General features: G+C 58.7%; 13 protein-coding genes. 1 reads left to right on the forward strand and 12 read right to left on the reverse strand.

Annotated features, from left to right (window positions below; all coding sequences use genetic code 11):
• Positions 1–72: 72 nt before the first annotated feature.
• The 5 genes from phaC to prmB form a co-directional block, all read right to left on the reverse strand.
• Positions 73–1,962: a class I poly(R)-hydroxyalkanoic acid synthase gene (phaC, locus tag IE093_RS12410; RefSeq protein WP_189469647.1), complete on the reverse strand. Its 1,890-nt coding sequence runs from the start codon at positions 1,960–1,962 to the stop codon at positions 73–75.
• Between the two features lie 108 nt (positions 1,963–2,070).
• On the reverse strand, positions 2,071–2,610 hold the full coding sequence (locus tag IE093_RS12415) for a phasin family protein (protein WP_189469649.1): 540 nt from the start codon (positions 2,608–2,610) through the stop codon (positions 2,071–2,073).
• Positions 2,611–2,776: 166 nt separating this feature from the next.
• Positions 2,777–3,181 (reverse strand): hypothetical protein, encoded by a 405-nt coding sequence (locus IE093_RS12420; RefSeq protein WP_189469651.1) that lies wholly within the window; start codon positions 3,179–3,181, stop codon positions 2,777–2,779.
• 69 nt (positions 3,182–3,250) lie between these two features.
• On the reverse strand, positions 3,251–4,336 hold the full coding sequence (gene aroC, locus IE093_RS12425) for a chorismate synthase (protein ID WP_189469653.1): 1,086 nt from the start codon (positions 4,334–4,336) through the stop codon (positions 3,251–3,253).
• Positions 4,337–4,368: 32 nt separating this feature from the next.
• Positions 4,369–5,322, reverse strand: a complete 954-nt coding sequence (prmB, locus tag IE093_RS12430; RefSeq protein ID WP_189469655.1) for a 50S ribosomal protein L3 N(5)-glutamine methyltransferase — start codon at positions 5,320–5,322, stop codon at positions 4,369–4,371.
• A gap of 152 nt (positions 5,323–5,474) precedes the next feature.
• On the opposite strand from prmB, the gene IE093_RS12435 reads away from it, so the two are divergent.
• Positions 5,475–6,065: a Smr/MutS family protein gene (locus tag IE093_RS12435; RefSeq protein ID WP_189469657.1), complete on the forward strand. Its 591-nt coding sequence runs from the start codon at positions 5,475–5,477 to the stop codon at positions 6,063–6,065.
• 22 nt (positions 6,066–6,087) lie between these two features.
• Here IE093_RS12435 and IE093_RS12440 read toward each other — a convergent pair whose 3' ends face one another.
• The 7 genes from IE093_RS12440 to IE093_RS12470 all read right to left on the reverse strand — a co-directional run bounded on the left by IE093_RS12440 (position 6,088) and on the right by IE093_RS12470 (position 12,839).
• Positions 6,088–7,167 (reverse strand): patatin-like phospholipase family protein, encoded by a 1,080-nt coding sequence (locus IE093_RS12440; RefSeq protein ID WP_189469659.1) that lies wholly within the window; start codon positions 7,165–7,167, stop codon positions 6,088–6,090.
• Between the two features lie 4 nt (positions 7,168–7,171).
• Positions 7,172–8,041: an alpha/beta fold hydrolase gene (locus IE093_RS12445; RefSeq protein WP_189469661.1), complete on the reverse strand. Its 870-nt coding sequence runs from the start codon at positions 8,039–8,041 to the stop codon at positions 7,172–7,174.
• The gene (locus IE093_RS12450; protein ID WP_189469663.1) at positions 8,038–8,847 is read right to left on the reverse strand and encodes an alpha/beta fold hydrolase; all 810 of its coding nucleotides are present in this window, start codon (positions 8,845–8,847) and stop codon (positions 8,038–8,040) included. Before IE093_RS12450 ends, IE093_RS12445 begins: the two co-directional genes overlap by 4 nt.
• A gap of 297 nt (positions 8,848–9,144) precedes the next feature.
• Positions 9,145–9,900, reverse strand: coding sequence for a FadR/GntR family transcriptional regulator (locus IE093_RS12455; protein ID WP_229803531.1), 756 nt, complete (start codon positions 9,898–9,900; stop codon positions 9,145–9,147).
• Positions 9,901–9,971: 71 nt separating this feature from the next.
• Positions 9,972–10,772 (reverse strand): NAD-dependent epimerase/dehydratase family protein, encoded by an 801-nt coding sequence (locus tag IE093_RS12460; protein WP_189469664.1) that lies wholly within the window; start codon positions 10,770–10,772, stop codon positions 9,972–9,974.
• 60 nt (positions 10,773–10,832) lie between these two features.
• Positions 10,833–11,699, reverse strand: a complete 867-nt coding sequence (locus tag IE093_RS12465; RefSeq protein WP_189469666.1) for an amidohydrolase family protein — start codon at positions 11,697–11,699, stop codon at positions 10,833–10,835.
• 3 nt (positions 11,700–11,702) lie between these two features.
• On the reverse strand, positions 11,703–12,839 hold the full coding sequence (locus tag IE093_RS12470) for a mandelate racemase/muconate lactonizing enzyme family protein (RefSeq protein ID WP_189469668.1): 1,137 nt from the start codon (positions 12,837–12,839) through the stop codon (positions 11,703–11,705).
• Between the last annotated feature and the right edge of the window lie 36 nt (positions 12,840–12,875).

The following is a 12,875-nucleotide window of genomic DNA, read 5'->3' on the forward strand; positions in this document are numbered from 1 at the left end:
CAATGCAAAGAGCCCGCCATGGCGGGCTCTTCCGGATCTTCTTCCCTCTTTCTACTTCTCTCTTGCTTCTACCTACTTACCACTTGCTGTTTTCCGCTCGCCTTCTTCGTCGGGTTGAACAGGCTCTTCCGGCTGAGGAGGCACTTCACCGAGCACCTCGGGAATGGTCTGACGGACATAGCGGCCTGGCGCCGGCTCCAGCAGCGGCAGTTCACCATCACCGGGCTCTCGCGCCGGTACCAGCTTTTCGGAGTCGACATAACCATTCTTGGTCATCCAGACTTGCCAGTGAGGCCACCATGAGCCCTCGTTGAAGGTGGCACCTTCGAACCATTCATAAGGATCGGCCGGCAACTCGTCATTGGTCCAGAAGCCGTACTTGTTCTTGTGCGGAGGATTGACGATCCCCGCGATATGCCCGGAACCGCCCAACACGAAGGTGACGGGCCCCTTGGGTAGTTGGGTGCCGCCATAAGTGCTGTTCCACTTGGCAATATGATCGTCGCGGGTAGAGATGAAATAGCTCGGCGTGGAAACCTTGCGCAGATCGATCTTGACGCCATCGAGCTCGATGCCGCCTGGCTCGATCAGACGATTCTCAAGGTACATGTGACGCAGATACCAGCCGTGGGTACCGGCCGGCAGGTTGGTGCCGTCGGTGTTCCAGTAAAGCAGGTCGAAAGGAGCCGGGGCTTCGCCCTTCAGGTAGTTGCTGATATAGAACGACCAGAACAGGTCATTTTCGCGCAGCAGGTTGAAGGTGAAGGCCATGACCCTGCCATCGAGATAGCCATCGGCCTCGAGTTGACGATCCAGCCCGTCGAGCACCCTCTCGGAGAGGAAGACCCCCAGTTCACCGGGGTCGCTGAAGTCCTGCAGTGTGGCCATATAGGTCACCGAGCGCACCTTGCGCCCGCGCCGGGTACTGGTCAGGTAGGCCACAGTGCTCGCCGCCAGGGTACCGCCGATGCAGTAGCTGAGCAGGTTCACCGACTTCTCGCCGCAAGCCTGCTCAATGGCTCCCATGGCCTCGATGGGGCCAAGCTGCATGTAGTCGGCCCAGGTCAGGTCGCGCTGCTCGGGGCCCGGATTGCGCCACGAAATCAAGAACACCGTGTGCCCCTGATCGACCAGCCACTTGACCAGGGAGTTATCCTCACGCAGGTCGAGGATGTAGTACTTGTTGATCCAGGGCGGCACGATCAGCAGTGGCGTCTTGAAGACCTTCTCGGTAGTCGACCGATACTGGATCAACTGAACCAGTTCGTTCTCGTAGACCACGCTGCCCGGGGTGACGGCGATGTTCTCGCCAATCTCGAAGACACTGCGGTCGGTCATGGCCACATTGAGACCTTCCGCCGAGTTGGCCAGATCCTCGCGCAGACGTGTCAGCCCGTCGATCAGGTTCTGCCCCTTGGTCTCCAGGGTCAGGCGCATCACTTCAGGGTTGGTGGTGACGAAATTGGAAGGTGCCATGGCACTGACGCACTGACGAGCATAGAACTCCAGATTGCGTTTCTGGTCATCCGTGAGCCCCCCCAGGTTCTCGATCAGGTCCTCCACCTGGCGCGCAAACAACAGATATTGCTGCAGGATGGAGTAGTAGAAGGGATCCTTGTACCAGGCCTCGTCCTTGAAACGTCGGTCATGGCGCGGAGGTTCGATCAAAGGCGGCACATCTTCGCCCGCCAAAGCACGCATGCCATGTTGCCACAACAATGTCTGATCCTGGGCAAGGCGCATTTGTGCTTCATAGAACGCCTGGGGATCGCTCAGCAGCGCTTCAAATCCGGCCTGGAAAGTATCGCGCATGTCGCTGAAGATCGTTTTGCCCGCCTCGCTGGGCAACATGCGAGCCAGCATCTCCTGCATCAAGACCTGATATTCCTTGCCGATGGCGTCGAGCTGCTGTGTCCACTCTTCCATGTCGGCCTGTGATGGCTGCTGAAAACCTGGCTGCATTGGCCCCTCCTCTGTGGTACCCACGATAACACCCGCCGCTCATTGGCTATGGCGGCGAAGCGTGACATCGTTTTAAACGAGGGCCGGAGTTACCGGCCCTCGCAGTGTTCATGAACTCTTGCTGTTGCTGCGCGAAGACTGACTGGATGTCTTGGCGGCTTCCGGCTTGGCGGACTCGGCCTTGGCGGGTTCAGCCTTGGTGGACGCGGCCTTGGCAGGTTCAGCCTTGGTAGGTTCCTGCTTGGTAGACTCGGCCTTGGCGGGTTCCGGCTTGGCCTGGGCCGATTTGGCACCAGAGACTGCCTGTTCCGCAGCCTGCTGACCTGTCTCCGCGAAGAGCTTGTCCATATCGCCCTTGAACTGCATGCTCAGCTCGGTCATGGCTCGCGCGTCCTCGAGCATCTGCTTGGACAACTCGTTCAGGACCTCGGCCTGGCGAGTGCCAAAGTCGCGCAGGTCCTCGGCATCCTTGATCTCACTGGCATCACGTATGCGCTTGGTACCCAACTGGCTGTAACGTTTCATGGATTCCAGTTGAAACTGGGTCATCTTCTCCATGTTGTCCAGCATTAGACCATTGAACTTGCGCATCGGCTCGAAGAAGCTACGGGTTTGTTCGTTGAAGGCGTCAAACATCTTGTCTTGCATGGCAGGTCCCTCCTGACGGATAGGTGTCACGGCAGCATGGGTACAACTTTGCTGCACTGCACAAAGGGTAGTCTGCCCTGGCTTCAGTTGCAATATGGTGACAGCGCTAAAATTCCTGGCGATCACCATGTTGCCAGTTACATCGAGGCCTGGAAACGAAGCCCCTTCAAGGCTTGCGCTTGGTGCGCGAACTGGCGGTGGCCGGTCCGCTGCCACGCTTCGACGCCCCGGTATCACTCTTCTCTTGTTCTTGCTGCGCATCCTGTTTGTCGGATGACGAAGAGGCATTGGCATTGGCGGCCTGACGCAGCATGTCCAGCATCATCTGCTGATAGTTGCCGAAACTGGTCAGCCCCTTGGCCACGCCTTCCTTGAAGAACGGCTGCTGCATGAACGGCTGCTGTTGCAGGAAAGGCTGTAGCAGGCTCATGGGGTCATAGCCCTCGGCCCCGGCCTCCATCTGCTGCTGGACACGCGACAGCAACTCCTTCTGAAAGGCTTCGACATTGGGCAAACCCAAGGCCTGGCGAAATTCAGCGGGTGTGAGATCGAATTCGACATTTATCTTCATGGAATGACTCGACTCAGGAGAACTTGACCCTAGTGTAGCAGCCACATGCCCATTCGAGAGCCCGACCAATCAACGCAGCCGAGGGGTCGACACCTGGACGTCAGCATTCTGGGCACGGTGCCTCAACAGGTGATCCATCAAGGTCAATGCCATCATCGCTTCGGCAATGGGGGTGGCTCGGATACCGACACAGGGATCATGGCGTCCTTTGGTGACTACTTCGACCGGGTTGCCATGAATATCGATGGAGCGTCCCGGGATGGTTATGCTCGACGTGGGCTTGAGCGCCAAATGGGCGATCAACGGCTGGCCAGAGGAGATTCCCCCCAGCACGCCACCGGCATGATTGGAAACGAAACCTTCCGGGGTCAGTTCATCGCGATGTTCGCTGCCGCGCTGGGACACCGCAGCGAAACCGTCGCCGATCTCCACGCCCTTGACCGCATTGATGCTCATCAGGCCATGCGCCAACTCGGCATCCAGACGATCGAAGACCGGCTCGCCCAGCCCGACCGGCACGCCTTCCGCCACCACGGTAATACGTGCACCGACCGAATCCTGGTCGCGGCGCAACTGATCCATGAATGCCTCCAACGCCGGTACCTTTTCCGGATCGGGACAGAAGAAGGCGTTGTCGTCGACCGCTTCCCAGCTCTTGAAGTCAATGGCAATCGGCCCGAGCTGACTCATATATCCACGCACCCGGATTCCCTGGCTGGCCAGGTATTTCTTGGCGATGGCCCCCGCCGCCACACGCATGGCGGTCTCGCGGGCGCTGGAGCGTCCTCCCCCGCGATAGTCGCGCACACCGTACTTGTGATGATAGGTGTAGTCGGCATGAGCCGGGCGAAAGCGGTCCTTGATCTGCGAATAGTCCTTGGAGCGCTGATCGGTATTCTCGATCAGCAGACCGATGGGCGTACCTGTAGTCACCCCCTCGAACACGCCGGAGAGGATTTGCACCCGGTCCTCCTCACGCCGCTGGGTGGTATGTCGCGAGGTGCCGGGACGACGGCGGTCGAGATCCTGCTGCAAATCTGCCTCGGTGATTTCAAGGCCCGGTGGGCAGCCATCGACGATCGCCCCCAGGGCCGGACCGTGACTTTCGCCGAAGGTCGTAACGGTGAAAAGCTTGCCGAAGGTATTACCGGACATGGGGCGTTCCTCAAAACTCTCGAGACAGGGGCTCAGGCAAAAGACGCCGCATGGGCGTCGAGTTCTTGTGCGTTCAACGCGAAGACCCCGTGGCCGCCGCGCTCGAATTCCAGCCACAGGAAAGGCACCTCTGGGAAGGCTGCTTCCAGGTGGCGGTCCGAATTGCCGACCTCGACGATCAGCACGCCGTCGTCACGCAGGTGCTCACGGGCCTCGCGCAGGATGCGGCGTACGATATCCAGGCCATCGCGCCCAGCCCCCAGAGCCATCGACGGCTCATGCCGGAACTCGGCTGGCATGGTGGCTAGATCGCGAGTGTCTACATATGGCGGATTGGAAACGATCAGGTCGTAGCGCTGCCCGGCCACGCCAGTGAAGACATCGGAGGCAACGGCTCGCACCCTGGCCCCCACGTCATGGCGCGTGATGTTGGCCTTGGCCACTTCCAGCGCCTCTGTACTGATGTCCGCCAGATCGACCTCAGCGGTGGGCAGGTGGAGAGCGGTGGCTATCCCGATGCACCCCGACCCACAGCACAGGTCGAGCACCCTGGCCGGCGGTTCCTCGGGGAACCAGGCGGCAAAACCGTGCTCGATCAGTTCGGCGATGGGCGAACGCGGGATCAGGACGCGTTCGTCGACATCAAAGGGATAACCGGCGAAGAAAGCTTCGCCAAGGAGATAGGGCAAGGGACGACGCGTCTCGATGCGTGCGCGCACCAGCGACACGATTCGCGCCCGCTCCATAGGCAGCAACCGCGCCTCGAGCACGGAAGGGTCGACATCCCAAGGCAGGTGAAGAGCCCCCAGTACCAACGCTACCGCTTCGTCCCACGGAGAGTCGGTACCATGTCCATAGTGCAACCCATGGACATGGAACTCACTAGTCGCCCAACGCAGGCAATCGCGCAGGGTAATCAGGCCTTCGCTGATCTCGGTATCGGCAAGTGTCAGAGTCGAAACGGCATCGGGTCGGGAAGCGGCCACACGGGTTCCTGTGTAAGCGATAATGGCAAAACCAATATTGTAACCCTGTGCGCCATGGCTTCACAGTCACCATCACATCAATGGTTTTCCCAGGCTAGTGAGGCGCTATACTGGTCACCTTTCGGAACTTGCGATCAACAAAAGAGACTTTCATGAGCCGACGCCGAGGCCAACACGACGAAGACGACATTGGCGCCTTTCGCCAGGCCCTACGAGAGGCCGGTGTCAGGCGCCTGACGGCCAATCGTGCCGATCCCGGCAAACCCCGCGACAAACGACACGCGGCCCTGGCCGAGCGTCGCGCCGCCGCCATGGCGGCATCCCCTGCTCAGGTCAGCAGCCGCACTTCGGACGGTCGCGTCGAGGCCGTGCGCCCGGCTGAATTCCTCGACTTCGCCGTGGCCGACCTGCCTTATCGCACCCACCTACAACTCAAGCGCGGCCAGATTCCATGGGAAGCGGGGCTCGATCTGCACGGCTACACCCTTGACGAGGCTCGCACCGAACTGGAGAGTTTCCTGCGTGATGCCACCACCGAGCGCGCGCGCTGTGTATTAGTCGTTCATGGCAAGTCTCGCCGCAGCGAAGCGAGTGGTTTGACCGACTATCCGGTGATCAAGAGCCACGTCAACGCTTGGCTCCGCGAATGGCCCAGTGTGCTGGCCTTCTGCTCGGCCCGCGAGCCGGATGGAGGGACCGGGGCGGTCTACGTACTGCTGCGTCGGCGCGGCGAGGCGCTGTAACAGCCCTACCCTGCGAACCAATTCACGTTTTTTCTGGCCCCATGCTATCGGACGGCGGCCCTTCTTCCGAGACAGGTGTGCCTGGCTTGACGGTCACCGCATCGGCCGCTGGCTTCACGGCCCCCGGCCGCCCCTCGTAGCGGTCCAGGGCCTCGATAGCCAAGTACCGTCCCAGCTTGATCAGTGCCTCGGCGCGATGAAACTCGTAAGCGCCACACACCGTCTTGGGAATCTCGATCAGCACATCCGGCGGATATCCCGCCACCTTGTATTTGGCAAGAGTCGCCTGAGTAATATCGAACGAAGCCAACATCATGTCGAGTCGACCCCAGGCACGCCGCTTGACAGCCTGCTCATTGGTATCGTCCACCGGGTCATCGTCAGCGTGATTCGAGAACATGCGTTGCGCCTGCTCCCGCACCCCGCTGATCCAGCCTCCAAACCCTTTGCCTTGGGCCTCCAGCACCTTCTCGCGGGCCTGTTCCTCGGCTGCGTCCTCGGGAGGCAACAAGTCTTCCAGTCGCACCGGGTACGAGCTCTGTGCAGTGGAATTGACCGCCAGTATCAGGTCAGCATGAGCCGAAACTGTGGGGATGATCGGCAGCGGGTTCAGCAAGCCACCGTCCACCAGTATCTGCTCTCCAGTATGCACGGGGGTGATGATACCCGGAACCGCGATGGACGCTCGAATGGCCTGCAGCAGCGGCCCGCTCTGGAACCATACCTCACGCTGGCGCACCAGGTCGGTGGCCACGGTGGTCACCGGGATCGGCAAGTCTTCCAGGTACATGTCACCGATCAGACTCTCGAGCTTGCTCATGACCTTGCTGGCACGCATCGCGCCCATCGGGCTCCAGGTCACATCGACGAGCTTGAGCACATCGAAATAGTCGAGCTTGCACACCCAGTTACGGTAACCCTCCAACTCTCCTGCCGCGTAGACACCAGCCACTAGAGCCCCCATGGAGCAGCCTGAAATCGCGACGACCTCATAGCCTCTCGCCTCGAGTTCATCGATCACGCCGATATGCGCATAACCACGGGCTCCACCACTGCCCAACACCAGTGCCACTCGCTTGTTGTCACCACGCTTGGCTGTCATATGATCACCTTCCTTCATGCCACCAACGCACTATCGTCGTTGCTACGGCATTGACCGCCCCTGCCTCCAAGTGCAAATGATGCCCCCCCGGCAACACTTCGCGTCGTAAGCTGCGCAGCGCCGCACGTGCCGCTGCCGCCATGGGCCGCTCACCGAGGATGCCTTGCTCCCCTTCGATCAACAGCGTGGGTGTCTCGATGGCTTGCAGGATTCCCAATACCTGCTCGGGACAGAAACGTACCACCGAAGGCCGCAACAGACGGCCATCAGTGCGCAACCGGATATGCCCATCCGCCGCGACCTCAGCGTTTCGCTGCACCAATGGCGTGGCAGTATCGGCATCCACAGGCGTTACCCCGCCCGCCACTCGTGCGGCGATTGCAGCCTCTATATCAGGATAGCGCGGCGCGGGCGAAGCAAGGCGACGATGTCCCAGCACCCCCTTGCGCAACTGGTCGGCGGTATCCTCTGCCGGGGTAGCCAAGGTACCCAGCCCATCGATCAGCACCAGTCGGTCGATTCGCTCGGGAAGTGCCGCCGCCGACAAGCAAGCCACCCCAGCCCCCATGGAATGAGCCAACAGCGTCGCCCGCTCCAGTTTCAGGCTCTCCAAGGCATCGAGCACATCGTGGATATAGTCCCAGATCGCATAATCGACCCCAGGCGGATGACGGCGTGACAAGCCATGACCCGCGAAGTCGATCGCCACAATCCGGATCCCCAGGCGCTCGACCAGCAGAGGGGCAAGACGTATGAAGCTGGCTGCGTTGTCCAGCCAGCCATGCAAGGCCAACCAAGTGGGGGCCGACTCATCGCCCCAAGCCAATGCCGCCAACCGGCCTTGGGACAGAACCAGGGATCGGGGATCGCTCATGATGTCTCTTCCAACAGGGCATCCAAGGTGGCAAGTAGCGCCCGGCGAGTGCTGTCAGGATACTCCATGGGGAACATGTGGCCACCCGGCACTACATCGACACGCACCCCATGACGCATGAGGCGACGGCGGCGACGGGGAGTGATCAAGTCGGATTCGGCACCGGCCAGCAGCGCCAGCGGTACCTTCAAGCGCTTCGGCAGCCCATGCAAATGATCGGGCAGGTGGCGAAAGATTTCGGTTTCCACAGCAGGATCGAAGACCAATGCGGCACGTCCATCGTCCAGTATTCGGGTTCCCCCCTCGATATAGTCGCGCAAGGCTTCGTCGGTGAACTTTCGGAACAGGCTTCGTCGTCTCAGGTAATGTCCCATGGCGTCGCGGTCGGGCCATATCGCCCGGCGTCCCTTGCTCTTGCCCGCGGGTGTGACCCGGTCAACAAGCCCCAACCCCTTGGCCGCCTTCATCGCCCAGGCGTCCAACCCCAGCATCAGCGGTGGATCCAGTACCACCACGCAGCGAAAGTGATGCGGCTCGACATCGGCGGCCATGGCCATCAACACACCACCCATGGAATGCCCTACTCCGATCACCGGTGCCTGGCATCGATCGATCTGCGTCAGAAGTTCATCACGTAAACGTATCCAGTTGGGTCCTACCGGATAATCGGGATGATGGCCCAGGCGATCCAGCGGCATCACATCGAAACGACTTTCCAAAGGCGTCAGGAAGCTGCGGTAGCTAGCGCCAGTGAAGCCGTTGGCATGAGCAAAGACCAATCGGTCACGCGTCTTGCTGGTGGACATGAGGGCTTCTCTCTTGTTTGGTCGCACCCGCCGCCATCTCCTTGAAGGGATAGCCATAGCAGGCTAACGAGTTTACCCTCCAAGATTACTCGCTTTTTCGAACAATTGAAACGCTTGTTTGATATTCCGTCATTCATCATAGGAGCACACGCTTGACCAAGTCACGCCCCCCCTCGCGATACCCGACTACGCAATCGCCTGTTCTTCGCTACCGTGATCGCCGCGGTGATCGTCGGCCTATGGGTGGCAAGATGAAAATGAGCGGCCACGCGGGCCGCTCCATGAAGTGAGAAGGCGCTAGCGCTCCCGATACTGGGCGTACATGTTCCTGGCCCGGTTGAGGTGCTGGAACATGGTCTCGCGAGCTGCCTCGGCATCCCGGGACAGAATGGCCTCGAGGATATAGGCGTGTTCTTCCTGGACACGTTCGAGATAGCGCTCCGATGCCGCCGGATTGATATCGATGCTGAGCAGCTTCGCGCGGGGGATCACACTCTGGTTCAGCTGCTCGTAGAAGCTCCTGAAGAAGGGGTTCTTGGTCGCCTTGGCGATGGCATAATGGAACTCGTAATCCTCGACACGTGCCTGCGACTTCTCTCTGTGAGCCTTGATGAAAGCCTCGTGTCTGGCCTCCAACTCCTGGCGGTCCTCGGCATCGTGACGCAGGGCCGCCAGTTCCGCAGCGGCAGGCTCAAGGGTAAGGCGCAGCTCGAGCACATGCAGGATATCCTCCACCGTGGTCGGATTGATGCGCTCTGCCGGTCTAGCCTCGATCGTCGTCGAGCGCAGCACCGTGGTACCAACACCGCGCCGGGTCTCGACCAACCCCAACGACTTGAGGTGGGTAATGGCTTCACGGATCACGGTGCGGCTGACGCCGAAGGAGTCGCACAGGCTGTTCTCGGTCGGCAACTTGTGGCCAACGGGAATCTTTCCCTGCGTGATCAGGGCCTCGAGCTGATCCGCCACATGCAGGGAAAGACTCCCCTGCCGTGGTACCTTTTGCACATCGATCTGTGCAATTTCCACTGACATCCCCGTATCCTTAGCCATGAACCAATACTCCAAGACATGACTTTAGTTTAGCGCTCGACCTGCCCCCCAACCAACCAATTGCCACCGAACTATTCGTCATCGGGATGCCCAAGCGCAACGAACTTTCCTCCTTGATAAATGACGGCAGCAGCGTCCGCACGAATATTTCTGTCTTTCTCTTCAGTCTCGTGACGCCATTTTTCCGAGCTATCCTGAGGGACCCAGCCAAGAAAACCTGCCTCGCTATTATCCCACCATTGCTCAGAGTTTTTCGAAGCACCATAAATTACGGTATGGGCCAAGCGTGGGGTAACAAAAGCGCGCTCCAACAGTGAGACGAAGTCATTCAGGCTTAGCCAAGTCGCCATCATTCGTGTATCGGCAGGTTTATCGAAGCAGGAGCCAATGCGCACGCTGAGAGATTCTACGCCAAACTTGTCGTGGTACAGGCTCGCCAAGTCCTCACCGAAGCACTTGGAAACACCATAAAGAGAATCGGGGCGATGCGTTACATTAGTATCCAGCTTGGTATCGCGGGTGTAAAAACCGATCGTATGATTGGAACTCGCGAACACGATGCGGGGCTTTCCATGCTTCCTTGCCGCTTCATATATATTATAGGTACCGATGATATTGGCGCTCAGGATGTCATTCCAAGGTTTCTCCACGGAGACACCACCCAAGTGAATGATTCCATCACATCCCTCGACCAATGCATCGACGGCCTTCATGTCCGATAGATCAGCCTTGACGAGCTCTTCGTTATCAATGGCTGCACCCAGGTCCACAATATCCGAAAGGCGAACGTGATGAGCAAGACGAGTCAGGTGAGGCCTGAGACTACGCCCCAACCCACCAGCAGCGCCAGTCACAAGAATACGATTAAGCACGCTTCATCTCCTTCCACATAATATTAAGCAAATGAATGAGATTGAAATTTCTCAACTTCATTACCTGAACCCATACAAGACTGCCGGGTTATCGACCAGTATCCTCTGACGAACAGTAGGACCCGCCCACTTCAGCAAGACATCCAGTTGTTCGGCATCATCAGGATAATACTCGCGAGAAACACCGACATGAGGCCAGTTCGACCCCCATATTATTCTATCGGGAGCATGTGAGATGATGCGTCTGGCAATGGGAGCGACATCCTCGTAGCAAGGGCCTCCCAGAAGACTGGTCTCATAGGCGCCACATATCTTGACCCAGGCATTCCCACGATCCATGAGCCGAAGAATCTCATCCACTCGCGAGTCGTCAGGCGCCACCGGGCCCATGAACTTGCCAATGTGATCGATTATGTAATCTGTCTGTATACGATGCAGAGTATCGACATGATCATGAATTTCTCGACCATTGAATTGCACCATCAAGTGCCATCCCACTTGGCGAACGAGTCTTTCAACTTCGAGGAGTTGGTCGATCTTTACCGCTCCGCCAGGCAGGTTCATGATTCTCGCCCCACGGACTCCTCGTTGATGAAGCACTTCCAACTCACTCACCTGCATATGGGGAGTGACGGCAATGACAGCCCTGGCATTGTCGATCCCCAGTTCCTCGACAGCTTCAAGGACAACACGATTATCAGTCTGATAGGCATTCGACTGCGTAACGACGACTCGCTCCAATGACAAGCGCTTCTGCACCTCGCGGTAATCATCGACGGTGGCCAATTCAGGAATTCTTGGCCCACTTGGCTGCGACCCATACCCTGGTAGATAGATATGGATGTGGCAGTCGGTGGCGCCAGGTGGCGCCTTGAGTTGCGGTGCGGGTCCCCCCAGGGGTCTTGTATTGGCTGGTATCGTTTCCAAGGCTCACGACTCCTTGAGAGCATATTTGGCAAGTGCATCCCGATTGACGTCGATGCCCAATCCAGGAGCATCAGGAATGGCTACAGCGCCTCCAGCATGTTCAATAGGCGTAGTGACGACAGCCTGCCGGAATGGATTCTCGGTACGATCGAACTCGAGAATTGGCTCGATTGGATCACGACGTGGCGGGCTGGGAAGCAATGCCGCCATGAACTGCAGGCTTGCCGCCAGGCAAACGGCGGTGCCCCAGACGTGTGGAACCAGGCGTACGCCGTACATGGCCGCCATATCCGCGACCCGCTTGATTTCGGTAAATCCACCCACGCCGCAAATATCGGGTTGAATGATATCGACGGCGCGTGTCGCCAGGGGTTCGAGCATGGCATAGCGACCATGCCAGGTTTCGCCACCGGCTACGGGTATGGGCTGTCCGGCTCGCACGGCTCGATAGGTGGAAATCTGTTCGGGTATGACCGGCTCCTCGAACCAGTCGACTCCATACTCAGCCGCTCGCTTGCCTACTTCGATCGCCTCGAGATAGTCATATCCATGGTTGGCGTCGATCATCATGCGTAAATCAGGCCCTATCGCCTCGCGAACCGCGGCAATGACACGCAGATCTTCCTCGACATCGAAGCCAATCTTGATCTTGACCGCGTGAAACCCTTCGTGACGATATCCAGCCACCTCCTTGGCAATATCCTTCACACGATCGACACCCTCTCGACGGAAGGAGCCGGTTGCGTAAGCCCGAACGCTGTCGCGGAACCTGCCTCCCATAAGAATCGAGACAGGCACATCGAATCGCTTGCCTTTGATATCCCATAGAGCAATATCGATGCCGCTCAAGGCAGTCACGGTAAGGCCACGTTGCCCCTGGTCGCGCAACAGGTTGTAAAGTTCGAGCCAGATCCTTTCCGTCTGCAGTGGATCCTGTCCTATCAAGGCAGACGCATAGGTATCGACAACGGCGGCATTCAGTTTGGCTGGGCCAAGACACTCCCCCCAGCCAACGGTGCCATCGTCGCAAACAATCTCGACGAGACAATGTTGGCGTCTTGTAAAGTGCATAGAGGCACTTTCGAATGTCGTATCCAGGACATGGTCGAGAATATGGGTATGTACGGCTTCTATCTTCATTGCAAACTGATCCTGTTAAGTAGTAACGCCTCGTTC

It is taken from the genome of Litchfieldella qijiaojingensis, assembly GCF_014651875.1.
GTDB lineage: Bacteria > Pseudomonadota > Gammaproteobacteria > Pseudomonadales > Halomonadaceae > Litchfieldella > Litchfieldella qijiaojingensis.